The 25,334-nt window shown below is 60.2% G+C and carries 23 protein-coding genes, 1 tRNA gene and 1 pseudogene; 11 read left to right on the top strand and 14 right to left on the bottom strand.

The genetic code is table 11. From position 1 onward, the window contains the following. Nucleotides 1-2: 2 nt before the first annotated feature. From K7B09_RS09505 to K7B09_RS09480, 6 genes are all read right to left on the bottom strand, one after another. A complete protein-coding gene (locus K7B09_RS09505; protein ID WP_223629223.1) occupies nt 3-887 on the bottom strand; it encodes a DUF817 domain-containing protein in 885 nt (294 codons plus the stop codon). Next, complete coding sequence (radA, locus tag K7B09_RS09500) at nt 884-2,272, bottom strand: DNA repair protein RadA (RefSeq protein WP_223629222.1); 1,389 nt, start codon at nt 2,270-2,272, stop codon at nt 884-886. The genes K7B09_RS09505 and radA overlap by 4 nt, the downstream gene beginning before the upstream one ends. 75 nt (nt 2,273-2,347) lie before the next feature. Next, on the bottom strand, nt 2,348-3,337 hold the full coding sequence (locus K7B09_RS09495) for a serine hydrolase domain-containing protein (RefSeq protein ID WP_374349819.1): 990 nt from the start codon (nt 3,335-3,337) through the stop codon (nt 2,348-2,350). Nucleotides 3,338-3,443: 106 nt separating this feature from the next. Further along, nucleotides 3,444-5,054, bottom strand: coding sequence for a serine hydrolase domain-containing protein (locus K7B09_RS09490; RefSeq protein ID WP_223629221.1), 1,611 nt, complete (start codon nt 5,052-5,054; stop codon nt 3,444-3,446). Then, nucleotides 5,051-6,319 carry a diaminopimelate decarboxylase gene (gene lysA, locus K7B09_RS09485; RefSeq protein WP_223629220.1) on the bottom strand — a complete coding sequence of 423 codons (1,269 nt, stop codon included), beginning with the start codon at nt 6,317-6,319 and terminating at the stop codon, nt 5,051-5,053. The genes K7B09_RS09490 and lysA overlap by 4 nt, the downstream gene beginning before the upstream one ends. Nucleotides 6,320-6,404: 85 nt before the next feature. Next, nucleotides 6,405-9,404: a TonB-dependent receptor gene (locus K7B09_RS09480; RefSeq protein ID WP_223629219.1), complete on the bottom strand. Its 3,000-nt coding sequence runs from the start codon at nt 9,402-9,404 to the stop codon at nt 6,405-6,407. A 247-nt stretch (nt 9,405-9,651) separates the two neighbouring features. Between K7B09_RS09480 and K7B09_RS09475 the strand changes: the two genes are divergently transcribed. The 5 genes from K7B09_RS09475 to K7B09_RS09455 are packed head-to-tail and all read left to right on the top strand — an operon-like array spanning nt 9,652 to nt 15,138. Further along, nucleotides 9,652-11,085 carry an SH3 domain-containing protein gene (locus tag K7B09_RS09475; protein ID WP_223629218.1) on the top strand — a complete coding sequence of 478 codons (1,434 nt, stop codon included), beginning with the start codon at nt 9,652-9,654 and terminating at the stop codon, nt 11,083-11,085. A 10-nt stretch (nt 11,086-11,095) separates the two neighbouring features. Next, the gene (locus K7B09_RS09470; protein WP_223629217.1) at nt 11,096-12,202 is read left to right on the top strand and encodes a dipeptide epimerase; all 1,107 of its coding nucleotides are present in this window, start codon (nt 11,096-11,098) and stop codon (nt 12,200-12,202) included. A gap of 38 nt (nt 12,203-12,240) precedes the next feature. After that, nucleotides 12,241-13,098, top strand: a complete 858-nt coding sequence (locus K7B09_RS09465) for a MurR/RpiR family transcriptional regulator (RefSeq protein WP_223629216.1) — start codon at nt 12,241-12,243, stop codon at nt 13,096-13,098. 34 nt (nt 13,099-13,132) lie between these two features. Next, entirely contained in the window at nt 13,133-13,903 is a 771-nt protein-coding gene (locus K7B09_RS09460; protein ID WP_223629215.1) for a L,D-transpeptidase family protein, read from the top strand. Beyond that, the gene (locus K7B09_RS09455) at nt 13,900-15,138 is read left to right on the top strand and encodes a dicarboxylate/amino acid:cation symporter (RefSeq protein WP_223629214.1); all 1,239 of its coding nucleotides are present in this window, start codon (nt 13,900-13,902) and stop codon (nt 15,136-15,138) included. The genes K7B09_RS09460 and K7B09_RS09455 overlap by 4 nt, the downstream gene beginning before the upstream one ends. 45 nt (nt 15,139-15,183) lie before the next feature. On the opposite strand, the gene K7B09_RS09450 is transcribed toward K7B09_RS09455, so the two are convergent. From K7B09_RS09450 to rsmD, 6 genes are all read right to left on the bottom strand, one after another. Further along, nucleotides 15,184-16,071, bottom strand: a complete 888-nt coding sequence (locus tag K7B09_RS09450; protein ID WP_223629213.1) for an MBL fold metallo-hydrolase — start codon at nt 16,069-16,071, stop codon at nt 15,184-15,186. Between the two features lie 23 nt (nt 16,072-16,094). After that, complete coding sequence (gene ggt, locus K7B09_RS09445; protein WP_223629339.1) at nt 16,095-17,774, bottom strand: gamma-glutamyltransferase; 1,680 nt, start codon at nt 17,772-17,774, stop codon at nt 16,095-16,097. Nucleotides 17,775-17,812: 38 nt separating this feature from the next. Further along, nucleotides 17,813-18,073 carry a YfhL family 4Fe-4S dicluster ferredoxin gene (locus tag K7B09_RS09440; protein WP_223629212.1) on the bottom strand — a complete coding sequence of 87 codons (261 nt, stop codon included), beginning with the start codon at nt 18,071-18,073 and terminating at the stop codon, nt 17,813-17,815. A gap of 94 nt (nt 18,074-18,167) precedes the next feature. After that, nucleotides 18,168-18,656 carry a hypothetical protein gene (locus tag K7B09_RS09435; protein ID WP_223629211.1) on the bottom strand — a complete coding sequence of 163 codons (489 nt, stop codon included), beginning with the start codon at nt 18,654-18,656 and terminating at the stop codon, nt 18,168-18,170. 49 nt (nt 18,657-18,705) lie between these two features. Then, nucleotides 18,706-19,206, bottom strand: a complete 501-nt coding sequence (gene coaD / locus K7B09_RS09430) for a pantetheine-phosphate adenylyltransferase (RefSeq protein ID WP_223629210.1) — start codon at nt 19,204-19,206, stop codon at nt 18,706-18,708. Next, nucleotides 19,203-19,826 carry a 16S rRNA (guanine(966)-N(2))-methyltransferase RsmD gene (gene rsmD / locus K7B09_RS09425; RefSeq protein ID WP_223629209.1) on the bottom strand — a complete coding sequence of 208 codons (624 nt, stop codon included), beginning with the start codon at nt 19,824-19,826 and terminating at the stop codon, nt 19,203-19,205. The genes coaD and rsmD overlap by 4 nt, the downstream gene beginning before the upstream one ends. Before the next feature lie 59 nt (nt 19,827-19,885). Here rsmD and ftsY point away from each other — a divergent pair, with 59 nt between their 5' ends. The 4 genes from ftsY to K7B09_RS09405 are packed head-to-tail and all read left to right on the top strand — an operon-like array spanning nt 19,886 to nt 23,554. Then, nucleotides 19,886-20,989 (top strand): signal recognition particle-docking protein FtsY, encoded by a 1,104-nt coding sequence (gene ftsY, locus K7B09_RS09420; RefSeq protein ID WP_223629208.1) that lies wholly within the window; start codon nt 19,886-19,888, stop codon nt 20,987-20,989. 26 nt (nt 20,990-21,015) lie between these two features. Next, nucleotides 21,016-22,242: an AsmA family protein gene (locus tag K7B09_RS09415; protein ID WP_223629207.1), complete on the top strand. Its 1,227-nt coding sequence runs from the start codon at nt 21,016-21,018 to the stop codon at nt 22,240-22,242. Beyond that, nucleotides 22,239-23,288, top strand: coding sequence for an A/G-specific adenine glycosylase (gene mutY, locus K7B09_RS09410; protein WP_223629206.1), 1,050 nt, complete (start codon nt 22,239-22,241; stop codon nt 23,286-23,288). Before K7B09_RS09415 ends, mutY begins: the two co-directional genes overlap by 4 nt. Continuing rightward, nucleotides 23,285-23,554: an oxidative damage protection protein gene (locus tag K7B09_RS09405; protein WP_223629205.1), complete on the top strand. Its 270-nt coding sequence runs from the start codon at nt 23,285-23,287 to the stop codon at nt 23,552-23,554. Before mutY ends, K7B09_RS09405 begins: the two co-directional genes overlap by 4 nt. Here the strand turns inward: K7B09_RS09405 and K7B09_RS09400 are convergent. Next, nucleotides 23,536-23,970, bottom strand: a complete 435-nt coding sequence (locus tag K7B09_RS09400) for a DUF6491 family protein (RefSeq protein ID WP_223629204.1) — start codon at nt 23,968-23,970, stop codon at nt 23,536-23,538. The genes K7B09_RS09405 and K7B09_RS09400 overlap by 19 nt on opposite strands. 149 nt (nt 23,971-24,119) lie before the next feature. On the opposite strand from K7B09_RS09400, the gene K7B09_RS09395 reads away from it, so the two are divergent. After that, a tRNA-Phe gene (locus K7B09_RS09395) sits at nt 24,120-24,195 on the top strand. Nucleotides 24,196-24,441: 246 nt separating this feature from the next. Further along, nucleotides 24,442-24,696, top strand: coding sequence for a hypothetical protein (locus K7B09_RS09390; RefSeq protein ID WP_223629203.1), 255 nt, complete (start codon nt 24,442-24,444; stop codon nt 24,694-24,696). 3 nt (nt 24,697-24,699) lie between these two features. Here K7B09_RS09390 and K7B09_RS09385 read toward each other — a convergent pair. Further along, nucleotides 24,700-25,334, bottom strand: a pseudogene (locus tag K7B09_RS09385) (hypothetical protein); the annotation flags it as partial.

The raw sequence follows: 25,334 nt of genomic DNA, 5'->3' as shown, positions 1-25,334 counted from the left end.
CCTCATTCCGGCGGCACGTGGATGCTGGCTTTGACGTGTTTCAGGCCAGCCACAATCGTGAAGGTCATGATCACCAGCAGCGACCATGAACTCCACTTGCCCCAATGCACGCGCGACCACGCGCCCATCTGGTTGGGGTAGCTCCAGATACCGTAGAACGTGCTGATGTTTTCGGCCAGCCACAGGAAAAAACCGATCAGCACGAACGCCAGCAGCAACGGCATTTTGCGCACATGATCCAGCGGCCGGAACAGCACGCTGGTGCGCGCATACAGGCCCAATACCAGCGCCGCGATGTACCAGCGGTAATCACCCAGCCAGTGATGGGTGAAGAAATTGAGATAAATGGCAAGCGCGGCGGCAACCGCCATCCAATACGGCGGGTGATGGCGGATGCGCAGGTCAAACAGCCGCCATGCCTGGATGATGTAGCTGCCCACCGAGGCATACATGAAGCCGGAAAACAACGGCACACCAAACAATTTGGTGTAGGCAGCATCCGGATAGCTCCACGAGCCCATCGCGGTCTTGAACACCTCCAGACAAAAGCCTACCGCGTGGAACAAGCAGATAGCGCGAAACTCATCCCGGGTTTCCAGTTGCGCACGCAGCATCCATAGCTGCACGACGAGTGCATACACCAACAGCAGGTCGTAGCGCGGGATGCCAAACAACCCTGCACGCGGCATCGCAAACACGGCGGCGAAGAACAAACCGGCAAACAGGCACGCACGCGCTTCCTTGATGCCAAACCATGCAAGCTCACGTACGGCCGATGGCAACCCTATCGCCCAACGCGGCGGCACGTTGTCCATCAATCGCGCATCCAACGCATGCAAGTACGCGCCCATACCCTGCAGCCGCCTGGCCTGCGCACTCGCGCTCACGCTTGCTCCAGCGCGTCGGCCAATCGCTCCACCGCGATCACTTCCATTCCTTTGTAGCTGCCGGCTTTCGGTGCGTTGGCCTTGGGCACGATGGCGCGTTTGAAGCCGTGAGTAGCAGCTTCTTTCAGGCGTTCTTCGCCGTTTGGCACCGGACGGATTTCACCACTCAGGCCCACTTCGCCAAACGCGATGGTTTTGTCGGGCAATGGAGCATTGCGCAGTGACGAGAGCACCGCCAACAGCACCGGCAAGTCGGCGGCGGTTTCTTGCACGCGGATACCGCCCACCACATTCACGAACACGTCTTGATCGCCCACCATCACCCCGCCGTGGCGATGCAACACCGCCAGCAGCATGGCCAGCCGGTTGCCTTCCAGGCCCACTACCACGCGGCGCGGGTTGGACAACGGCGATGCGTCCACCAAGGCTTGCACTTCCACCAGCAACGGGCGCGTACCTTCGCGGGTCACCATCACGCAACTGCCCGGTTGCGGGCGGCCGCTGCCGGATAAAAATATCGCGGAAGGATTGGCCACTTCACGCAGGCCGGCATCGGACATCGCAAACACACCCAGCTCATTGACGGCGCCAAAGCGATTTTTGAATGCACGCAGCACACGAAAACGACTGCCGGAATCACCTTCGAAATACAGCACCGCATCCACCATGTGCTCCAGCACACGCGGCCCGGCGATACCGCCCTCTTTTGTCACGTGCCCGACCAGAAATACGGCCGTGCCGGTTTCTTTGGCATAACGCACCAAGCGCGCCGCGGCTTCGCGTACCTGGCTCACCGACCCTGGTGCTGCGCTCAAGGTGTCCGTCCACAAGGTTTGGATGGAATCGGCAATCAGCAGGCGCGGCTTGGCGACGATGGCGTGTTCCAGAATGCGCTCCACGCAGGTTTCGGCCAAGCCATGCAAGCCTGCCAATGGCAAGCCCAGCCGCTGCGCACGGCCCGCCACTTGCGCCAGCGACTCTTCGCCTGTCACATACAACCCCGGCAAGCTGCCGGCCATTTTGGCCAGTGTTTGCAGCAACAAAGTGGATTTGCCGATGCCCGGATCCCCACCCACCAGCACCACTGCGCCCTCGGCCAAGCCACCGCCCAGTACGCGGTCAAACTCACTGATGCCGGTCGATGCCCGCGCTTGCTCGTCGGTGCGCACCTCGGCCAAGGGCGTGATCTTCGGCGCATCCACTTTGCCCGCCCAACCGCTGCGGCGCGCGGCCGGTGACTTGGCTTGCGCTGCGGTTTCCAGCGCGATTTCAGACAAGGTATTCCATGCCCCGCAGGCCTCGCACTGGCCCTGCCATTTGGCGTAATCGGCACCGCACTCGGTGCACACGTAGGCCGTACGGGGTTTGCCGGGAGGTTTGGCCATCGTGGCGTCAGCATTAGAAGAAGGCTGCATCTTAGACGGCGCGTGTCGCAATTTCCGCGACTGCGAGGTCGAAATTTACGGTTGCTGGAACAGTGCGCCGATCGCCAGTGCGGTTTTGTAGGGTTCCGAATCGTTGCGATTGGTCAGCAAGACCACACTCAGATGCCGCGCTGGCCAGCGCACGATGACATTGCGAAAGCCAATGGTTTCGCCGGAATGCCACTGGGTGTCCCCGGTCATGCGCCAACCAAACCCATAGCGGGCCTGGTAGCCTTCACCAGTGACTTCCGCGTGCGGACCAAACGCCAGTGCACGCGAAGCGCTGGTCAACAGGCGGTCGTCGTACAGGGCGGCATCCCATTTGGCCAGGTCGTCGATGTTGGAGTAGATCCCGCCATCCCCCAGCACTGCACTGGTTGAGCTTTGATCGGTGCGTTGCCAATGGCCATCTGCCCAGCTATAGCCAAAGGCCCGCTGCGGCACTGCTGCAGCGCCGTCCACAAAAGCCAGCGTATGCGTCATCCCCAATGGCTGAAAAATCCGCGCTTGCAGAAAGCCGGGATAGTCCATGCCACTGGCACGTTCCACAATCAGCGACAGCAGTGCGTAGGCGCTATTGCTGTAGCGATATGCGGTACCCGGCGCAAAATACAAACGATGTTCCTGCGCCAGCAGGGCCAGCACCCCGGCATCGTGGATCTGACCGGTGTACGGCTCTACCATCAGGTCTTCATAATCAATCAGACCCGAGGTGTGGGTCAGCAGATGGCGCAGGGTGATGGCCCCGGTTTCCGGCGGCAGCAAGGGTAACCATCTGCGCGCGGGATCGTCCAAGGTCAGCTTGCCATCTTGCAGCAGCAGCAAAATGGCAGCGGCGGTGAACTGTTTGCTCACCGATGCAAGGCGGTAGTTGGTCTGCGGGCCGGCCGCCGTGCCAGTTTCCAGATCGGATTTGCCCATGCCACGCGCCACCAGCGGTACGCCATCTTGCAACACCAACAGCGAAGCGCCTGGCACATCACCTTGATAGTCATGCAAGAGTTGATCAATTGCGGCATTGGGCATGACAGGCTGCCGGGAGGAAGGACGCTCTGCCGCCGATGCTGCCACAGGGATCATCACGACCCACACCAGGCACAGCGGCAACAGCCCACGCGCACAGCGCCATCGGTTAGTCACAATCGCCCACGCGTTGGAAATCGAGGTCTTCATAGTCGGATGAAAAATCCCCATGCGGGTCAAATTTGGCCATGCGTAACCGGCGTGACTGGCCATTGCCAGTGAAGTCAAGCCACGCGTTTTCATCCACCGCCTCATCCTGCCACACCAGCAACATGCGGCTATCCAGCTGGGTGATTTGACCGTGCATTTTCTCTGACTTCGCAGAGCGCCATTCCACGTGCTGGCCTACGCCACAGATCCGCACGTCGCCAAACCACGGATCACGCCAAACCCCAAGCCAATTGCGCATTGCAGCAGGCCGCACGGCAGTGCGCTTGCGGAGATCAGGCAGCGGCGCGTGCGCTGTGGCGGGCGTGCTGATTGCGGGCTTGGCCAAGGCATTGGCATAACCATCCACGCCGAGTGAAGTTGCCGGAGCGGTAAATAATTTCAGCAATGCCGTGCCCAGCACGGTGCGTGCGTTGCCGCCATCGCCATTGATCATGAACACGAAGCCGGATTTACGATCGGGCAATAGCATCATCATCGAATACATGCCGCCCAAGGTACCGGTATGCGACACCGTCCATTGCCCGTCCACATCGGCCAGCCGGAAGCCATAGGCATAGGCGTAGTAATGGGTGTTGTCCCACTGCCGACGTTGCCGGGAAATGGGCATGGGTGTGCGTGCCTCCCACAATTCAGCGCGCTGCACAGGTGACAGCCATTGCAGTTGCGCAGGCGTGGGGGCAAGAAAATTATTCGCCCACACCAACATATCGTCCAAGCTGCAACGAACGCCGCCCGCAGGTGCCGACGCAATGGCCGGCACCTGCGCCGGGTCTGGACGCGTGGGTACGATCTTGTCGCCATCACGGCCGTGCGGCTGCGCCACGCTGCCGGCCTCGCGCAAGACAAATGCACCCACCTTGCAATCGTGCAGTCCGAGCGGTTCAAATAACTCGCGCTGGATTAACGCTTCATAGGTTGCGCCGCCAGCAGCTTCCGCGACTTTGCCAGCCACCACGTACAACAAATTATCGTAGGCATAGCCGGCACGAAACCCGTAAGCAGGCTTGATATAACGCAAGCCATGCACGATGTCGTCACGGGTAAATGCGTTGGGCTCGGGCCACAGCATCAAATCGCCGCCACCTTCGGGCAGGCCACTGTTATGCACCAGCAGATCATTCACGGTCATATGCGCGGTGACCCACGCATCGTGCATGGCGAACTCTGGCAAATACTTCACCACCGGGTCATTCCATTGCAATTTGCCCTGTTGCACCAAGCGTGCCAACAGCGCGGCGGTCATCGCCTTGCTGTTGCTGGCAATCTTGAACAAGGTGTGCCGCGTGATGGGGTCGCCACTGCCGTGCACGGTTTCGCCATAGCCACGTGCGAATACCAGCCGGCCATCCTCGATCACGCCCACTGCAATTCCCGGCAACTGATAACGCCGGATAGTGGCGCGTACCATGGCGTCGATCATCTCTGCCGTTGGCGCAGGACTGCTCGCGATGCCGACTACGCTGGCTTGTGACGGCACTTGAGCCGGCGCTTGCGCCGCGCCAATCAGCAGCAACAGGGCTAGGCACATCGTGGCTGTAGACGGCTTCATGGGCTGTTCCAAACGCTAGCGGGTTGCTCGTCGGCAATCATCGCATCGAATGTCTGGCGTCGACGAACCAGCGCATAGCGGCCTCCGTCCACCAGTACTTCCGCAGGCAATGGGCGCGAATTGTAGGTCGACCCCATCGACGACGCATACGCACCGGTGCCCAATATCGCGACCAACTCGCCGGCAGCGCAGCGCGGCAATGTCCGATCCATCGCGAAGGTGTCGCCGGTTTCACACACCGGCCCCACCACGTCATAGGCCAAGGATTCACGGCCAGCATCGTCACCAATACGCACGATGTCATGCCATGCCTCGTACAAGCTGGGGCGCAACAGATCGTTCATCGCCGCATCCAGCACCAAGAACCGGCGCGCCTCGCCCTGTTTTACCAACACCACGCGCGACAACAGCACGCCCGCCTCGGCCACTAGCCAGCGACCTGGCTCCACCAGGATTCGACCATCAAAGCCGGCAAATGCGGTGCGCAAAATGTCGGCGTAGTCCCGCGCTGCGGGCGCATGTTCGCCCTCGCGATAGCGCACACCCAAGCCACCACCCACATCCAGACTTGCAATGCTGTGCCCTGCAACCACCAATTGCTGCCAGAACGTGGCCATCCGCTGAACGGCCTCTGCCACCGGCGCAAGGCTGAGCAGTTGCGACCCAATATGCATATGCAAGCCATCCAGCTGCACGTTGGGCCATGTTGTGTGCGCATCGAACCACGCACGCGCTTCACTGATCGCAACCCCGAATTTGTTCTCGGCTTTACCGGTGGAAATCTTGGCGTGGGTTTGCGCGTCCACGTCGGGATTGATGCGCACCGAAGCAGTGGCCATGCAACCGCGTGCAGCGGCAATCCGCTGAACCGCATCAAGCTCTGCACGCGATTCCAGATTGAAGCGGCCCACACCCGCAGCCAGCGCCATGCCGATTTCTGCATCGGTCTTGCCGACACCGGAAAACACGATGTCGCACGCGGCAATGCCTGCCCGCAGGGCACGCTGTAATTCGCCTGCAGACACGATATCGGCACCCGCGCCCTGCTCCGCCAACAACTGCAACACGGCCAGCGTGCCATTGGCTTTGACGGCATAGCGAATGCCCGCGTTCAACCCCTGCAAGGCATCGTGCAAGGCGCGCATACGGCTGCGAATCGCCGGCGCGGAGTACACATACAAGGGCGTGCCTTCACGCAGGGCCAGCTGTTCCAAATCCACACCGGCAAACACCCCGGTGCTCCAGCACGAAGTCACATCCTGCATTTTTCAAACCTCAAAAAAAATGGCGGCCCGGCGAAGGGCCGCCCCCAGGGGAACCACACACTGCCGTGACTACGGGTTACCGCAATCAGAAGTTGTAGGTCAGCACCAACTGTGCGGAACGTGGCGCCGCCCAATTGGAGCCTTCACCAAAGGTTTCACGATAGACGCCGGGAGTGACCTCGTAACGGGTCCGCACACGCACCGTGGTTTGCTTGTTCAGCAGGTTGTACACCGACAGGCGCACCTTCAAGTCCACGTCCGGCACCGGCATGGTCCAGGTCACGCTTGCACCCCAGTCAAAGGTCCACGGCATCCGGCCGAATGCACCCAGCCCGGTGTACTCGTACTGCCGCAGGTTGTACGCTTGCTTGCAGTTGGCTACGCAGATCCAACCGGAACCACCGCCGCTGAATTCACCCGATGAGCCCGCCGCACGGTTGTCCCCCGGCCAGTAGGTGCCATAAGCGGTAATCGGCCCGCCCGACAGTACGGTCAACGTGGAGCCAAATGACCACATGTCGTTCAACTTGTAGCTGCCGCGCAACTTCACCTGATGACGGTGATCATTGAACAGCACCCCATAGCGTTCGTTCACCGCCGGATGATCGTAGTACTGCACCATGCCAGTGTCGTTGTAGCCGGTATCTGAATTCACCGGACCTTCAAAGTTTCCGGTCGATTTTGACCACAGATAGCTGGCATTGAACGACCACTTGCCATCCCAGGCACGATCCAGCTGGAACTCCAACGCCTTGTATTCGCGCTTGGGCTTTTTGTAACCGATGATTTCACCGTTGGTCTTTTTGTACCCATCGACACTGGTATCCAGCTCCACCCAACCGCCTTGGCCATTGCCGATGTCATCGCACCACAGTGTGTTTTTCTCGCCAGGGTTGATGATCGGCCAATTGAAACCACTCGGGCAGTTGGAATGCGTAATGCGGGTATCTTCGATGGTGCGGTTCATTCGACGATAGGTGGCATTCACACCCCACGACCACGCCTCATTGATGGCGCGCTCGTAGCCGAAAATCGCCTCGTCTTGATAAACCGCCTTCAAGTCCTTCGGGAAGATACCTCGCAGGTCATCCCCACCGGTGTTCATGCTTTTGTCGGTAGGGCCAATTTGCGCGCCGATAATGGGTGCCATGTAGGTGGCACCGGTTTCAGGATTGGTGGCCTGTTGCCAACCATTGAGCTGGAAGAAGCTGTACTCATCCACCAACCCGCCGGCAAATGACGTACTGATGATATTGGTTACCGGCAGGTAATAACGCCCCAAATTGCCGTACAACTTGGTGGTGCCGTCGCCCTTCATGTCCCAGCTGAAACCGCCACGCGGGGCCACCAAGTTCTTGATGTTGATGAAGGCATCGCCCGCCGCAGTCTTGTTCTTGAAATTGTCGATCCGCACACCAAGATTGAGCAAGAAGCTATCGGTGATATTCCAGTTGTCTTCGATGTAGTAGGCATTATTGACGGTTTCAAATGCCCCGCCAAGTACGCGATGCCGTTTGCGAATGATGTCGGTATTTTGAGACAAAAACACGCCGGAACCATCCACGATTTCAGTGCCGGCAGCAAGCGTCATTGCCAACAACGCATCACCGCCAGGACCAGGGTAATACGAGCTTTGCTGCGTGGTCAGCTTCTCTTGGTCCAGGCCAAACCGCAGCAGATGGTTGCCCAATGCCCACTCAAAATCCAAACGGCCGATTTTGCGGGTGTTGTCCATCTTGGTCACGGAATCACCGGTCGGGTGACAACCTACGGTCTTGCCTACCAATGCACCGGCCCCTGCATAACTGCCATCGACTGAAATCGGATTGCAGTCGATATCCAGCACTGAATGGGTAAACGCATTGCGGTCGTTTTCGCCATACATCGCTTTGGCAACGAAGTTTTCACCGAAATGACCGGTATAGGTCAACGTCCAGTTCTTGCCGCCGGTCTCATTCATGGTGTCACCGCCGTAGGCACCAATCCTTTCGCTTGACCAGTCGTAAGCATAAGCCGAAGCAGCAGAATCCGCCTTGTCGGAGAAGGCCATCAGCGACAGCACATGATTGTCGGTGATATTCCAATCCAACCGCGTACCCCAAAAGCCATTATTCGATTTGGTGCGCGTCCAATCGGAGCCGGTGTTGTCGGTATTGCCAGCACGATAGTCCTGGTTTTCGTACATCGCAAAGAAGAACAGGCGATCTTTCACAATGGGCCCAGATGCCCAAATATTGGTCTTGGTCAAGCTGGACTTGTCACGACTGCCCCGCACATAGGTCGTGGGTGCGGTGGGATGGGTGAACACATGATCATCGGTGGCAGCACTGAAGGCTGCCGGCTCGAAGGTCAGTTCCGCGCCACCATGAAATTCATTGCCACCGGCGCGTACTGAAGCATTGACCACACCACCGGTACTGCGCCCGAATTCCACCGAATAGCCACCGGTCTTGACCTGAAATTGATCAAAGAACGCAAACGGCGCACTGGAATTGCCCTGCCGGCGGTAAAAATCCGTGACATTCAAGCCGTTGACATAGATTTGATTTTCGGCCACCGATGAGCCGCCAAATGAAATACCACCGAACGACGAATTACCCTTGATGACACCCGGTGCAAGCAACGCTACCGCACCCATGCTTTGATCCACAGGCAACCGCGCCAATTCTTGACGGTCGATAACGGTGGCGGTTTCCGTGCTGTGCACGTCCACGCGATTGACCACGCCACTACCGATCACCTGCACGGCCTCCAGGTTGGTCGGACTGCCTTCGGATTTCAGATTGACCGTGGTGGTGTTGCCCAAGTCAACCGCAAACGCGATGGGATTACCCTTGCCTGTTGCCAGCGTGTAACTGCCCGGCGGTAACTGGCCGATGCGGTACGTGCCGTCCTTGTTGACCGTTGTTGTACGGCTTTGTCCAGTGGTGGCGCTGGTGACAGTGATGGTGTCACCAGCATTCGCACGCCCCGCTACACCGCCAGTTGCGGTTTGTGCCAGCGCAGGTACCGATGCCAGCGAGGCAATGCACAGCCCCATAGCGATGCTCAAAATGGATTTACGCAAAATACGGTCATTGCTCATGACGTTTCCCCGATCGTGTCCGATATATGTGTGAACGACAGCAGCATCCAGACCAAAGTCCCCATCGACACTGCGATGCATGACAGGTGTAACACCACGCCGATCCACTTGTCAATAATTTATTCTTTAAGTATAAAATACTTGAATCATGTATTCCAAAAGCATCACTTCCTGCACACTAGGCAACGCGTTGCCCAATGCACAGACAGCAGCACACACTTGTACGGCTTACCCGCAAAGGATTGGCATGGCTCCCCTCCGCACCTCGCTCCACCCGTCCTGGCACCGGCACCTGCTGGTGGCAACGTTGTTGCTTGCCACCGTTCCGGCAGCTGCTCGCACGCCATCGACAAGCCCGCTGCAACTGCCTGCCAGCGGAGTGATCGGGATACAAGACGCACAGCTGACCCCCGCGTTCTGGCTGGCACGCACCCAGCAGCCCGCACAGTTGCTACTGACGCCGCAACAGATCGAAGCGCGTAATGCGCGACTATTGCATGACGATCCTTCCATGCACGATCTGGCTGCGCTTCCGGCCAGCTTGACGGGTGCGCAAGTGCGCACCTGGATCGAGGAATCAGCATCGGCTCCAACCAAGCCACTCTGGGATGACACCGGAAAATCGATCCCTCAGGCAACACTGGATGCCATCGTCGCCAATCGCGCTCTGCCTGCAATCCCGGCCAATCAAGCCACCCGCTATGGCATGGCCGTGCGCCGCACTGCACTGCGCACATTCCCGACCACCTTGCGGGTATTTTCCAGCCAAGGGGATACCGATATCGACCGTTTCCAGGAAAGCGCGCTGTTCCCCGGCGACGCCGTGGTCATCACCCAATCCAGCGCCGATGGCCAGTGGCTATTTGTGCTCAGTCAGCGCTACGCGGCGTGGGTGGAGGCCAGCGCAATTGCCGAAGGTGGGCGTGATGCCGTGCTGGGTTATGCCACCCGCGCGCCATTTCGCATCATCACCGGGGCCAAGCCGCGCACGCTGTTCACGCGTGAGCAACCGCACCTGTCCGAGCTGCAATTGGACATGGGCACGCGTATTCCGTTGGCGGACGTTGCCGTCAACAAGCCAGTCAACGGCCAGCATCCATACACGTCGTGGATCCTCGACTTGCCCATGCGCAACGACGACGGCCGGCTTGCCTTCGCGCCCGCGCTACTGCAGAAAAACACCGATAGCAGCCCCGCTGCGCTGCCCCTCACCCGTGCCAATGTGATTCGCCAAGCCTTCAAATTCCTCGGTGAACGCTACGGCTGGGGGCATAGCTACAACGGTCGCGATTGCAGCGGCTTTGTGTCCGATGTGTATCGCAGCATGGGCGTGCTGATGCCGCGCAATACCAGTGCGCAAGCGGTCAGTCCGGTATTTTCGCGCATCCATTTTGATGCCCGCACCCCCCGCCAGCAGCGCATGGCCGCAGTCGCCACGCTAGACGTCGGCGATCTGATTTACATCCCCGGTCACGTGATGCTGTTTTTGGGTCGCATCAATGGTGCCCCGTATGTCATTCATGACACCAACGGCGGCAGCTATCTTGACAGGGATGGCACACTGCACAGCATGCATCTGAATGGCGTATCCGTCACCCCGCTCCTGCCACTGCGTTTCGACAAGGACACCGACTACGTGGATCGCATCACCAATATCGTGCGGGTGGGCAAACTCCAATGAAGGCCATGCCATGAAGATCACCGACATCCGTTTTGGCATGCTGCGCGTGCCGCTGAAAACCCCTTTCAAAACCGCGTTGCGCGTGGTCGATCAAGTCGAAGACGTGGTGGTGATGGTGCACACCAACGATGGCCATGTTGGCTATGGCAGTGCCCCTGCGACTGCCGTCATCACTGGCGACACCCACGGCTCCATCGTCGAAGCAGTGCGTCATTACATTGCCCCGCGATTGATTGGCCAAGACATCGCCAACCTCAACCATCTGACCGCACTGGTGCAGTCTTCGATGGAGAAAAACACCAGCGCCAAAGCGGCGGTGGAGATTGCGCTGTATGACTTGTGGGGGCAGCTGTACGGCGCGCCGCTGTACCAATTGCTGGGCGGTGGCGAGCCGGCCATTACCACCGACATCACCATCAGCGTGGACTACATCGACAAGATGGTGGCGGATTCACTGGCAGCGGTGGAGCGTGGTTTTGAGTCGCTGAAAATCAAGGTGGGCAAAGACATCGGCTTGGATATCGAACGCACCAAAGCCATCCACGCCGCCGTGGAAGGCCGTGCCCTGCTGCGACTGGATGCCAATCAAGGCTGGACGGCGAAGCAGGCGGTGTATGCGCTGCAAACCCTGGAAGATGCAGGCGTGAAGCTCGAACTGGTCGAACAACCGGTCAAGGCGCACGACTTGGCCGGCTTGCGCTATGTCACCGAACGCGTGCATACACCCGTGATGGCCGATGAAAGCGTGTTCGGCCCCCGCGAAGTGGTGGAACTGATTCGCATGCGTGCCGCTGATATCGTCAACATCAAGCTGATGAAAACCGGTGGCATTTCCAATGCCATCAAAATTGCCGATATTTGCAGCTTGTACGGCATGGACTGCATGATTGGCTGCATGCTGGAATCCAGTATTGGTGTTGCCGCCGCCGTGCATTTGGCGGTAGCCAAGTCCGACGTGATCAGCAAGGTGGATCTGGATGGCCCCTCGTTGAGCCAATACGATCCGGTGACCAGCGGTGTGCTATTCAACGAATCGGAGATCAGTGTGACCAATGCTCCGGGGCTGGGGATTCGCCATATCGACGGCTTGATGCCCGCCAACAACCTAGCCGCATGAGGGTGCGCACATGAGGCTGCTCGCATGAAACTTCGCGCATGAGCACGGCGCTGGTCATTCTGCGTTCCGAGCGCGATCGCATGTCGGCGATCGAGCGCCGCATCGCCGATTTCATTTTGGAAAACGCCCACCTGCTGCGCGACTACAGCTCGCAGCAGTTGGCCAATGCGCTGGGCATCAGCCAATCCAGCGTGGTCAAGTTCTGCCAGAAACTGGGCTTCAAGGGCTACCCCGATCTCAAACTGGCCATCAGCGAAGCAGTGATCCGCGCCGACAGCAACGGCGGCACACCACTGCTGCCGGAGGGCACACCGGCAGTGGCTGCGCAAGGCTATGACTTGTGGCTGCGCAAATCCGAGGCTGAAGAAGCTACCCGCTTGATCAACCCACCCGGCACGCTCACCGCCGTGGCGGAGACACTGGGCCACGCCGGCACCGTATTTATCGTCGGCATGGGCGAAGATGACCTGCACGCGCGCGCGCTGGCGCTCCGGCTTGCGCAGCTGGGCATTCTGACTGTGCACAATTTCGATGCCGCACACATGACCGCCAGCCTGTCCGCGGCAAAACCAAACGATGTGCTGCTGGCGTTTTCCGAACACGGCCTGCAACCGGCACTGTGCCAACTGGCACAACACATGCGCGCGCAACGCGGCAAAGTGATTACGGTGACCCGCCACAGCGCCAACGCCTTGCGCGCACTGGCTGACCAGACGCTGCTAGTGGCCGCGCACGACGAGCGCCCGCAAATCGAACGCCTGCTGTATCACTCGGCGCTGCAGCATCTACTGGATCGGCTGTTCATCCGTCTGTACGAAACCGATGCCGCGCGCCGCGCGCGTCTGCAAGAAACCCTAGAACGCCAAAAGGGGACGGAGGCAATCAAGTGTGCTTGATAGCCTCCGTCCCCTTCTGCTGCCTGGTAGCCCAATGATGCCAATCCACCGCACTGCCTCGGCGCTGCTTGCACTGTCACTCGCCGCCTGCACGCACTTCCCCGCCGTTTCCAATGCAAACCGCTGGGCCAATGCCCAGCAACTCGTATTGGTAACCGCTACCGACTGGAATGCAACCGGTGGCCAGCTGCGCCGCTTCGATCGCAACCACGGCCATTGGGTGCAAGTGGGCGATGCGGTGCCGGTCATGCTGGGCCGCACCGGCAGCGCGTGGGGTATCGGTTTGAATGCGCAACGCCGCGATGGCCCGATCAAGCAGGAAGGCGATGGCAAAGCGCCGGCCGGCGTGTTCGCCATCGGTACCGCGTTTGGCTATGCCGCCACCGCAACCACTGGCCTGCCCTATCAAGCGATGACCACCAATGACTGGTGCATCGACGTGCCGGCATCGAACTACTACAACCGGATCATCGACCGCAGTCTGGTGAAAGCTCCGCATCTGGATGAATCCAGCGAGCCGATGCGGCGCGATCTGCATGCCGATGGCGACCAGCGCTATCGCGAAGGCTTCGTGATCGAACACAACGAAGGTGGCGTAGCAAAGCAAGGCGGCAGCTGCATTTTCGCCCACTTATGGAAAGCCCCCGGTGAAACCACCGCCGGCTGCACCGCAATGGCACCGGCCAGCATGGACGCGCTGCTGGCGTGGCTGGATGCGCGCCGCAAACCCGTGTTCGTGCTGCTGCCAAATACACAGTACACCGCGCTGAAACACGACTGGAACCTGCCCGAGGTAGCCCTGTGAGCCAAACCGCACGCGTCCTGACCGGCCTGATTGCCGGCATTGCCCTTGGCATCGTGCTGGCGTGGCAAGCACCGGACACGGGCTTGCAGATTGCCGCGATTGTTGAGCCATTCGGCAAGTTGTGGCTCAACGCGCTGCAGATGACCGTGGTGCCTCTGGTCTTTGCGCTGGTAGTGGTAGGCATCAATCAAGCCAGCGATGCCGCGCATTCCGGTCGTGTGGCCAAGCACGCCATTGCCAGCTTTGTAATCCTGCTCACCGCCGCCGCCGCGATGGCCGCGCTGTTGGCTCCGTTGGCACTGTCGATGCTGCAACCAGATCCCGCCGTTGCCGCCGCATTGCGCGGCCACGCCGACGCCATCACCGCGCCGGCAGGCGGCTGGGCCAACGCACTCACCGCCATCGTGCCCAGCAATGCAATTGCGGCGGCGGCCGCGTCTGCAATGCTGCCACTGGTGACGTTTGCGCTGTTTTTCGGCTTCGCCCTGACCAAGCTGGAGGCTGCCCCACGCGCACAGGTGGTGGGCCTGCTCAAAGCGATCAGTGACGCCATGATCGTGATCGTGCACTGGGTGCTGTGGGCCGCACCGGTGGGGATCTTCGCGCTGGTACTGGCGCTAACCGCACGCGCAGGCCTTGGCATGTTGCAGGCGCTGGGTATCTACATCGTGCTGGAGTGCGCGCTGTATGTACTGGCCGTGGTGCTGCTGATCGCCGTGGCCGTCACCGTTGGAAAACGCAACTTCAGTCACTTCATGGGTGGCTTGGTGCCGGTGCAAGCAGTGGCCGCCAGTACGCAATCGTCACTGGCCACCCTGCCGGCGATGCTGGACAGCGCGCAAAACCGGCTTGGCATCCCGGCGCGTATTTCCGGGTTGGTCCTGCCGATGGCGGTATCGCTGTTTCGCATCACCTCTCCCATCCAATACATCGCCACCGCCTGCTTCATTGCATGGGCACTCGGTGTTCACCTCAGCCCCGCGCAATTGGCCACCGGCGTGGCGCTCAGCGTGCTGGTCAGCATGGGCTCGGTGGGCCTGCCCGGCCAAGCCATCTTCCTGGCCACCAACCTGCCCATCACCTCCGCGATGGGCCTACCGATCGCTGCGTTGCCGGTACTGATGGCGGTGGACGCCATCCCCGACGTGCTGGCCACGGTCGGCAACGTGACAGGCGACATGACCGCGACGGCGGTGGTGGCGGCGCGCAGTGAGGATGTTCTAGACCCAGGCTGAGCTGATTCGTGAGCAGGCGAATCGTTCGGTTTCACCTGTTTGTTTTCACCCCAGCTCCCACCCCAGCAACTCCGCCTGCTCGTGTGCGGCGGCAAACCGCCCTTTGTCATCGCACACCACTTGCGCCATCGCACAAGCGGCATCGTGGGTGAAAAACAACTGCACATTGCGCGCCTGCATGTCCTGCAAGAATGCGCGTTTCTCGTCGATCAAGGTTTCCGCACAGCGGTCGTAGCCCATCGTGATCGGCACGTGCACCCACGGCCGGCCGGGGATCAAATCGGCGCAGAACACCACGCCGCCCTGCGCCACGCCGTCATCACGTTGGGCACCCGCAATCTCGGCCAACATCAGCCCGGGGGTATGCCCATCACTGTGATGGAAGCGCACTGCTTGACCCAGCGCCTGCGAATAATCACCGTCCACCAACTCCAACCGGCCACTGGCTTGCAACAACGCCGGCAATTCCGGAATGAAGCTGGCACGATCGCGTGGGTGCGGATGCAGTGCGCGCTGCCAATGTGCTTTACCAATCACGAAGGTGGCGTTGGGAAACAGCAATTCGGGTGCGCGCCCGTCCACCCACGGCGCCAGCAGGCCACCGGCGTGATCGAAATGCAGGTGCGAAAGCACCACCACGTCGATATCCTCATGCTGGAAACCAGCCTGCACCAATGATTCGAGCAATACGTGCCGGGTTTCCAGTACCCCATAGCGTTCACGCAATTGCGGCGGGAAAAACGCGCCGATGCCGGTTTCAAACAACACCGTTTTGCCATTCAGTGGTGAGGCCAGCAATGCGCGGCAGGCTAGATCAATGCGGTTTTGCGCATCCACTGCCACCCAGCGTTCCCACAGTGCACGCGGCGCGTTGCCGAACATCGCGCCACCATCGAGCTTTTGCGAATTACCGAGAACAGACCAAAGTTTCATGGCGCAAGTGTACGCCGCAGGCCTTACGGCTGCGGCAATACCATGGCCTTGCCTTCCGGGGCCCGCGGATCACTGCCGCCTTGCAATGTATTGCTGCGACGATCCCATTCCACGGTTTGCAGATTGCCCCAGACATGGCTGGAGCCGCGCCCGCCTTCGGCCGCATCGGGCGGCAGCTCAACCGTATGCCCCATGGCTTGCAGCTGCTTGGCCGCCGCTGCGGAAATGGCGTTGGGCTCGGCATCAATCGCATCCGGCAACCATTGGTGGTGATAGCGCGGCAATGCAGCAACTTGCTGCGCATTCAGGCCTTGGTCGTAGCCCAGAATACCCAACAGCACCATGGTAATGATGCGGCTGCCGCCGGGTGTCCCCAGCACGGCTACTGTGTCTTTCGACTCCATGAAGGTGGGCGTCATCGAGCTAAGCATGCGCTTGCCGGGCTTGGGAGCGTTGGCTTCATAACCCATCACCCCGAATGCATTGGGAGTGCCGGGCTTGAGCGCAAAATCATCCATTTCATCGTTCAGCAGCACGCCAGTACCGGGCGGGATCAGACCCGAGCCATACAGCAGGTTGACGGTTTGGGTGGCCGCTACCCGGTTGCCATCGGCATCGATAATCGAAAAATGCGTGGTTTCTTCGTCTTCCAGCGGTGTCGGCGCACCCGATAGCAAATTGCTGGGGGTGGCTTTGTCCGGATGGATGGTGGCGCGCAGACCGGCGGCGTAGTCGGTACTGGTGAGCAATTTTTGTGGCACTTTCACGAAATCCGGATCACCCAGATAGAAAGTGCGGTCGCGATACGCACGCCGCATCGACTCCACCACCAAATGCACGCGCTCTGCTTCGGGCAGTGCCTTCAAGTCATAGGGTGCCAAAATTTGCAGCATCTCGGCCAAGGCGATGCCACCGGATGACACCGGCGGTGCAGTGGTGACATCCCACTCGTGGTAGCGGAAGCGGATCGGGTCGCGTTCTTTCACCCGATAGCTGGCCAACTCGTTCAAACTCCACTGACCGCCTTGTGCATTGACGCCAGCGACCAGCTTGCTGGCCACCGGGCCACGGTAAAACCCGTCAAAGCCTTGTTTGCCTAAGCGCTCCAACGTTTTGGCAAGATCCGGCTGGCGGAAAATATCGCCTAGTTTAATGGGTTTGCCTGCTGGCGAAAAAACCGCTCGCGTGCCGGGATAGCGATCCATTTCTGCACGCTTGACCTGATAGCCACCGGCCATCCGTGCATACACCGGAAACCCGTTGCGGGCGATGCCGATTGCCGGGGCCAGTGATTTTTCCAGCGGCAATTTGCCGTATTTTTCAGCCACATGCACCAGCATGGCCGGCAAGCCTGGAATCCCCGCCGACCACGGCCCGGTTTGCGCACGATTGGGATCCAGGTTGCCATTCTTGTCGAGGAACTTGTCCGGCGTGGCTGCTGCTGGTGAAGTTTCACGACCATCCACAAACACATCGCGCCCGGATTTGGCATCGTGCAATAACCACAAACCACCGCCGCCCAGCCCCGAGCTAATCGGCTCGACCACCGACAACGTGGCCGATACCGCCACTGCCGCATCAAATGCATTGCCACCTTGCTTGATGACATCGATGCCCGCTTGCGTGGCCAGTGCATGTGCTGATGCGATAGCTGCACCGGGCGGATGTGCGGGCACTGGATTGGACTGCGCCAGCGCAAGCATCGGCACCAATGACAGCAGGCAAATAGACGCAATTTTCTTCATGGTGCAGCTCCCTCAGCCTGCAGCTGCGCCAGTTTGGCTAACAGCTGTTCCTGCGATTCCGGATGATCGGGATCAGGGTCGATACATTCAACTGGACATACCGAGACACATTGTGGTTCGTCGAAATGGCCCACGCACTCAGTGCAAAGATCCGCTTCGATCACGTAGATGTCTGGCCCCATGGAGATTGCCTTGTTCGGGCAAACCGGCTCGCACACATCACAATTTATGCACAGTTCGTTGATTTTCAGCGACATCGCGGCAATCCGCCAGTTCCCGCACAAGCCCACTGCGCAGGAATGACCAATACGCAACTGCGTGGCCGCATTGTGGCGGCCACGCAAGCAAGACTCACTTGGCTTCTTCGAAGATGTAGTTGACGCCGGCCGGCTCTACCGCAGCCTTGACCCGCTCACCCAGGACGCCGGTACCGATGAAAATCACCTTCACGCCTTTCATGCTGCCAGCCGGAACCGATTTGAACGCAGCTTCGATCATTTCCACCTCTTTCTCGGAGTCAGGCGAAGCAAACACCAACATATTGCCTTCGATAATGCCGCGCCCCAGATCACCCTCCAGCTTTTCCAACTGGCGCTGATACTTGCCGGCAAAATCTTCGACATCACTCTTGGGCAGAAAGTACACAAACGGCGAGCTGGTAATGCCACCCATATGCGGGGTGAGCTTGTATTCCAGATAGGGTTTCCAATCTTTTTGTTCGCTGCTGGTAGGCAACGGAATGGCGGCTTGCGCTTCAACCTTCGGCGCTTCCGCCTTCTTGCATGCGGCAAATGGCAACACAAGACAAGCGACAACAAGCAAACGGATCAACATGTTCATGGGGTTCCCCTGCAGAGACAGCAACAAAAAACGCGAGGCCATGCACCTGTCATGACAGGCTGCCTCGACGATGTGCTTCAAGCGCCACCACTACCGCAGTGGGCACGAAGCCGGACACATCGCCACCCAGCCGCGAAATTTCGCGGACCAGCGACGATGAAATAAAACCGTATTGTTCGGCCGGGGTCAGAAACAGGGTTTCAACCTCCGGGATCAGGTGGCGGTTCATGCTGGCCATCTGGAATTCGTATTCGAAATCCGATACCGCACGCAGGCCGCGCAGCAGCACGCCAGCACCGATATCGCGCACAAAATGCGCCAGCAGTGAATCGAAACCGCGTACCTCCACATTGGCATGGTGCGCCAACGCTTGTTGCGCCAATTGCACGCGCAGCGGCAACGGCAGCGCCGGCCCTTTGGAGGGACTGGCCGCCACCCCCACGATCAGGGTTTCGAATAAAGGGGCGGCACGGTTCACCAGATCCAGATGACCATTGGTGATCGGATCGAAGGTGCCGGGATAAACCGCAATGCGCGTTGCCACGCTCATATCGTTGATGCGTTTCCGCGATCCAGTGATTGCTCGATTGTAGCGCGCCGATACAGGGCATAGCGCACGTCGCGGGTATGGTTTTCGCGATGCAGTGCCCATTCCGGCGGCAAATGCGGGGTGATGTCCGTTGGCGATTCCAGATACAACCACGCTGTTGCCGCCATGCACGCCGGCAACAGCTCCAGCACAGCCGGCCACAAGCCCGCCGCGAACGGCGGATCGACGAAAGCGATATCAAAGCGCGCTTCACTATGGCTGCGCAAAAACGCCAGCGCATCCGCGCGCTGCACCGCCACCCGATCACCGGCCTGCAAGCGCTGCACGGCGTCGCTGAGCGCGCTGGCCAACGGCGGGTCGGATTCCACCAATTGCACCGCTGCCGCTCCGCGCGACGCCGCTTCCAGCCCCAGTGCGCCGCTGCCGGCAAACAAGTCCAGCACCCGCGCACCCGGCAGCGCCGGCATCAGCCAATTGAACAGCGTCTCACGCACGCGGTCAGACGTGGGCCGCAGGCCCGGTCGGTCGGGCACCAACAGGCGCGTCCCGCGCCATTGCCCACCGATAATCCGCACCGTGCCGGGCCGGGCTGCCGCGGGTTTGTCACTACGCTTGTTCATCAAGGACTCGGGGGGCTCGGTGCTACCATGGCCGCCATTTTCCGATATTCGACGGCTTCATGGTCAGCTGGTTCCGCCGCAAGCAACCCGACGCGCAAACGCCCACGCCGGACGCGGCCCAGCCCCCCGCTGCCGTGGTCGCCCTTGACCCCCCTGTCGATGCTGCGCCTGCGGCGCTGCCTGACCCCGCGCCCGAACCTGCATCCGTGCACCTGCCCGCTGCCACTCTCGCCGCGCCCGCAGGCAAGCCAAGCTGGCGCGAACGCCTGCGCGGTAGCGCCTTTGCACGCAGCTTCAGCGGTCTGTTTTCGCGCAACCCGAAACTGGACGACGCGTTGCTGGATGAAATCGAAACCGCGCTGCTCACCGCCGATGTAGGCGTGACCGCCAGTACGCAATTGGTGGAATCCCTGCGCAAACGCATGAAAGGGCGCGAATTTACCGATGCCAATGCGCTCCTACACGCATTGCGCATGGATTTGATCGCGCTGCTGCGGCCGGTGGCCATTCCCTTGCAGATTGATGCGTCGAAAAAACCTTTCGTCCTGCTCACCATCGGCGTCAACGGGGTTGGCAAAACCACCACGATTGGCAAATTGGCACGCCGCTACAAGGATGAAGGCCGCAGCCTGATGCTGGCCGCTGGCGACACCTTCCGTGCGGCTGCCGTTGCGCAATTGCAAGCCTGGGGCGAACGCAATGGCGTGGCGGTGGTTGCGCAAGGCCAGAATGCCGATGCCGCATCGGTGGCATTCGATGCACTGCAAGCAGCCAGGTCGCGCGGCACCGAAGTCTTGATCGCCGATACCGCTGGTCGCCTGCACACCCAGGGCGGGCTGATGGAAGAACTGGCCAAAGTGGCGCGTGTGCTGCGCAAACTCGATGCAGAAGCGCCGCATGAAGTATTGATGGTGATCGACGGCACCACCGGCCAGAACGCACTCAACCAAGTGCGCAAGTTCAACGAAAAAATCCCGGTGACCGGCCTTGTGGTCACCAAACTCGACGGCACCGCCAAGGGCGGCGTGGTGTTCGCATTGGCGCGGGAATTCGGCATCCCGATTCGCTATGCCGGCATTGGTGAACGCCCGGAAGATTTACGCATATTTGATGCCGAAGCCTTCGTGGATGCACTGCTGCCCGAAGCACTGGGCGGCGGATGAATCCGGCCGTCGCACCCCCTCCGCGCATGCGGCGGCTGCGACGGCTGGCGCTGTTTCTGGCCATCGCCTGCTTGCTGGCGCTGTGGTTGCTGCAACCCGAGCGAGCAGGCCGCTTGCTGCTGCGGCAGGCGGGCCAAGCCCTGCATCTGGAACTCCACGCGCAATCCATTCACTACAGTGTGCGTGATACACCACGCTTGGAATTGCGCGGTGTCGTGGCACAGCGCCCCAATGACCCCACTGCACTGCTGCGAGCCCAGCGTGTCTTCATCGCATTGCCGTGGCGCACACTACGCAGCATGGGCGCTGACCTTCGCATCGAACGCATCGCCCTGGATGCCCCCGTACTGAACCTGCCGGCATTGCAACGCTGGCTGGCCACGCGACCACCGTCGGAAACCCGCATCCCAGTCATCACCCACGGCGTGCAACTGCGCGATGCCCGCATCGTCAATGACGATTGGCAAATCGACCAACTCGCCATCCACATCCCCAGCCTGCACCCCACGCAACTGCTGCGCATGCATGTACAGGGCCGCTACCGGGCGGCATCACTGCGTCTGCCCGTGGATTTGGCGATCAGTCTGCAAACCCCGCAGCGCCTGCTGGAGGGTCAGCGCGCCGGGATCGCCGGGGCCGGGCACATGACACTGGCCGATGCGCAATGGCGCGTGCCGCTGCAGATTTTTCTCGCCGGCCCACTGCGCATCGGCAAGGACTCGGCCTTGCTGCAACCGGCCAAACTCGGGCTTGCTGGGCGCTACGAAAATGGCAGCACCCAGCGTCCATTCCGGCTAGGCCTGTTCGGGCCAATGGCCTTCAATAGCGCCAGCTGGCGGTTTGTGCCGGCAACACTTGTATTGCACGGCGCCGGCCCAATCCCCAACACGCAAGCACGCGGCAGCCTTACCTTGGGGCAAACCCTGCGCCTGCATCTGCAGGGGCAACTGGCGCAATGGCCGCAGCAATGGCCCGCCCTGCCCGCGCCACTATCGGCATCGCACTCGGCCTTGCCGTTCGTGCTGGATTATCGCGGTGCACTGGGGTTGACCGATGCACTCTCACTTTCGCTACGTCGCGATGCCACTACCTTCGATGCGCAGTTGCGTCTACCCGCCGTTGTGACTTGGGTGAATGCCGGCAACACCGGCTCACCGCTGCCGCCACTGACCGGCACGCTCAGCACCCCGCGTATCGATATCGGCGGCGCAGTGCTGGAAGGTGTGGAAGTGGACATCAGTCATTCACCATGATTCCAAACCAGGACATTTCCACCCGCCTGCTGGCGTGGTTTGACCAGTACGGTCGCCATGATTTGCCGTGGCAACATCCACGCACGCCGTACCGCGTCTGGCTCAGCGAAATCATGTTGCAACAGACGCAGGTGAGCGTGGTTACCGCTTATTTCCAGCGCTTCGTCGATGCCCTGCCCAACCTGCCCGCACTGGCCAATGCTCGGCAGGACAAGGTGTTGGCATTGTGGTCGGGGCTGGGCTACTACGCACGTGCACGCAACCTGCACGCGGCGGCAAAACTGTGCGTGGAACATCACAACGGTGATCTGCCGCACGAGCTTGCCGCACTCATCGCACTACCCGGCATTGGCCGCAGCACCGCCGGTGCGATCTTGTCGCAGGCATGGAATACGCCGGCGCCAATTCTGGATGGCAATGTCAAACGCGTGCTGTGCCGGGTGTTCGGGATCGAAGGCTGGCCGGGCACACCGGCCATCGAAAAACAGTTGTGGACGCTGGCCGAATCACTGCTGCCGGATGCGCGACAGGCCGATTGGACGCAAGCGCAAATGGATTTCGGTGCCACCTTGTGCACCCGCCACAATCCCGCCTGCCCGCAGTGCCCACTGCAAATGCTGTGCGTTGCATGGCGCGATGGCCGCAGCAACGCATTGCCCACGCCCAAACCCGGCAAAACCCTGCCACAGCGTGACGCGCACATGCTGATTCTGGATGATGGACAAGGCCGCGTGCTGCTGCAACGGCGTCCACCGGCAGGCATTTGGGCCGCGCTGTGGTCGCTGCCGGAACATGCAAATAACGAAACTGCGCAAGTGTGGTTTCAACGCCATATCGACGGCGATTTCGGTGCTGCCCGCGCACTACCCGTCCTGATCCACGGGTTTTCCCACTACCGCCTGCGTATCCAACCGCAGCTGATCACCGTCAACGGCCTGCGCTGCGCGGTGGGCGATAATGCAGATCTGCGCTGGATCCATCGCGCTGACCTTCACACGCTGGGGCTACCCGCCCCCGTGCGCAAACTACTGGAGCAAACACAATGACCCGCAAAGTGCACTGCGTGGTGGACAACATCGACACCGACGGCCTGGACTTTCCGCCGTGGCCAGGCGCGGCCGGCAAGCGCGTGTTCGAGCAGGTGGGCAAACCCGCCTGGCAACGCTGGCTGGCGCACCAGACCATGCTGATCAACGAAAACCGCATCTCACCGATGAACCCAGAACACCGTGCCTTTCTTGAGGCGCAGATGGTGAAATACTTGTTTGAGGGCGATGCGGGCAAACCGCCGGGTTATGTGCCGGAAGCGTGAGGCTTCTCACGCAGCATGGTTTCGGCTGCACGTAGCGCCTTCACATCCAGCGGGCGAATCTCATCGATCATGCAGCTGATGTGGCCACCCGGCACCACGACTTTGTCGAACCGGGTCAGCGTCATTCCGTTGAAGGACGATACGCCCAGAAATGGCGATCCACTTCCCGTGTTCAAACAAGGGGCCATCAGCCGCAACAACCAACTTTCCTGCGGGCGCATCTGCAACACCAGATGCTGGTCGTCGATGCGATCCCAACCGATCGGTTCCATGTAGCGGATCTGCTTCACCGGCGCACCGGCATGCGCCTGATATAACGCCAGCCGATCGGTATCACTCAGTCGATTGCCGGCACAACCGGCCAGCCCCAACGCAACCAGGACCGAAACCAAACCCGAGACAATCAGCGATTTCATGACACACCTCCTTGTTTGGCAACGCCCACATCATCCGCCCCCCAAGCCCAACGCCGGCTTAGCCAGGCAGCCCAAATTCGGCGCAATTCACTGCGCAGGCCGCTTGCCGAAACGGCATTCACCCCGTATCATGCGCGGCTCACACCGATGGCTCGGTAGCTCAGTTGGTAGAGCAGGGGATTGAAAATCCCCGTGTCGGCGGTTCGATTCCGTCCCGAGCCACCATCCTTGGTGGCACAGCCAAGCGAGCTAAATCAAAGACTTACGTGCCGACATCATTGTCGACACCACAGCGCAGGCCGGACGGTCATTGTGCTGATTCTGTGTGGCTGGTCAAGTGCCTCCTCCTGAAAGGCGACGAGCGGCTCTAGAGCCGCAGGATTTCCTGGTGCGCCTGCAACGGCGCGAGATGGGCGTAACGCTCGGTCTGCTTGATCGAGCTGTGGCCCATCAGCTCTTTCACGATGAGCAGTGACCTCCCGCAACATCAGCGCAAATTTGCAAGACTACTTGCTCGACCTGTTCGAGTCTGCAATGAAGTCGATATCGACGACACTGGTGCGCGAGGCAAAGTTCGACACCACCGACTTCGCCAACGCCAAAGCACTCGGATGCGATGGCTTCACTCTATTGATGACTTGCGCCCACCACGATTCACCGGGTGCTTGGCTGGGCTCATTTCAGCGTGGCGATGAACGCCTCGACATCATCGGCCATCTCGAATAGGCATCAGTCTTCTGTCTTGGGCACATCCCAATCGGCAAGCCGTGCTTCGCCGGTTTGATAGAACTGTTTCACTAGCTTCACATACTCCAGGAAATCCCTATTCTCCGTGGCCAGTCGATTGGCCATATCCCAATCGATCTCATCCCTTTCACGGGCCGGAATCAAGACCTGACTTTCTGCCGGGTTGTCCGCATCCAGTTTGATCAGGCCGATGCCGTGCGCAGCGAATAGCATTCGCAGTTCCTTGAGCGTGTCCTGGCCCTCGATCTCCGCTGCGACCAGATAGCCGAAGTTCGCCCACGACGAGTTGGAAACTGCCTGGAAAAAGCACTCGCGCACGTTCGACCGGTTGATCAGCAACTTGGCCTCGAATGACCACAGCTTTGTCCGCTTGTCTGAATACTGGTTCACGCAGTCCCGCACCTCCTGGTGCCAATCCGCGCCCAAATCCTCCATCCCGACCACGTCCGGGTATAGCCAACGGTTGCCGTTTGGCCCACGCTTGTTCGATGAGCGCTTTGAATCGCCCCGGGTTTTGAGGAGGCTCCAACCTCTGAGAAGATGGAGCCATGAACAAATCAAACAAGTATTCCCCTGAAGTTCGCGAGCGCGCTGTTCGCATGGTGCAGGAGCACCGC

The sequence above is a fragment of the Thermomonas beijingensis genome, assembly GCF_020034655.1.
Lineage (GTDB): Bacteria > Pseudomonadota > Gammaproteobacteria > Xanthomonadales > Xanthomonadaceae > Thermomonas > Thermomonas beijingensis.
Note: the sequence above shows the minus strand (reverse complement) of the source record. Positions and strands in the feature narration are given on the sequence as shown.

Bases quoted from the DNA above. Each gene is read 5' to 3' on its own strand.
- radA (WP_223629222.1), bottom strand. From the start codon at position 2,272: ATGGCCAAACCTCCCGGCAAACCCCGTACGGCCTACGTGTGCACCGAG.
- K7B09_RS09495 (WP_374349819.1), bottom strand. From the start codon at position 3,337: ATGCCCAATGCCGCAATTGATCAACTCTTGCATGACTATCAAGGTGAT.
- K7B09_RS09490 (WP_223629221.1), bottom strand. From the start codon at position 5,054: ATGAAGCCGTCTACAGCCACGATGTGCCTAGCCCTGTTGCTGCTGATT.
- lysA (WP_223629220.1), bottom strand. From the start codon at position 6,319: ATGCAGGATGTGACTTCGTGCTGGAGCACCGGGGTGTTTGCCGGTGTG.
- K7B09_RS09480 (WP_223629219.1), bottom strand. From the start codon at position 9,404: ATGAGCAATGACCGTATTTTGCGTAAATCCATTTTGAGCATCGCTATG.
- K7B09_RS09475 (WP_223629218.1), top strand. From the start codon at position 9,652: ATGGCTCCCCTCCGCACCTCGCTCCACCCGTCCTGGCACCGGCACCTG.
- K7B09_RS09470 (WP_223629217.1), top strand. From the start codon at position 11,096: ATGAAGATCACCGACATCCGTTTTGGCATGCTGCGCGTGCCGCTGAAA.
- K7B09_RS09465 (WP_223629216.1), top strand. From the start codon at position 12,241: ATGAGCACGGCGCTGGTCATTCTGCGTTCCGAGCGCGATCGCATGTCG.
- K7B09_RS09460 (WP_223629215.1), top strand. From the start codon at position 13,133: ATGATGCCAATCCACCGCACTGCCTCGGCGCTGCTTGCACTGTCACTC.
- K7B09_RS09450 (WP_223629213.1), bottom strand. From the start codon at position 16,071: ATGAAACTTTGGTCTGTTCTCGGTAATTCGCAAAAGCTCGATGGTGGC.
- ggt (WP_223629339.1), bottom strand. From the start codon at position 17,774: ATGCTTGCGCTGGCGCAGTCCAATCCAGTGCCCGCACATCCGCCCGGT.
- K7B09_RS09440 (WP_223629212.1), bottom strand. From the start codon at position 18,073: ATGTCGCTGAAAATCAACGAACTGTGCATAAATTGTGATGTGTGCGAG.
- K7B09_RS09435 (WP_223629211.1), bottom strand. From the start codon at position 18,656: ATGAACATGTTGATCCGTTTGCTTGTTGTCGCTTGTCTTGTGTTGCCA.
- coaD (WP_223629210.1), bottom strand. From the start codon at position 19,206: ATGAGCGTGGCAACGCGCATTGCGGTTTATCCCGGCACCTTCGATCCG.
- rsmD (WP_223629209.1), bottom strand. From the start codon at position 19,826: ATGAACAAGCGTAGTGACAAACCCGCGGCAGCCCGGCCCGGCACGGTG.
- ftsY (WP_223629208.1), top strand. From the start codon at position 19,886: ATGGTCAGCTGGTTCCGCCGCAAGCAACCCGACGCGCAAACGCCCACG.
- K7B09_RS09415 (WP_223629207.1), top strand. From the start codon at position 21,016: ATGCGGCGGCTGCGACGGCTGGCGCTGTTTCTGGCCATCGCCTGCTTG.
- mutY (WP_223629206.1), top strand. From the start codon at position 22,239: ATGATTCCAAACCAGGACATTTCCACCCGCCTGCTGGCGTGGTTTGAC.
- K7B09_RS09405 (WP_223629205.1), top strand. From the start codon at position 23,285: ATGACCCGCAAAGTGCACTGCGTGGTGGACAACATCGACACCGACGGC.
- K7B09_RS09400 (WP_223629204.1), bottom strand. From the start codon at position 23,970: ATGAAATCGCTGATTGTCTCGGGTTTGGTTTCGGTCCTGGTTGCGTTG.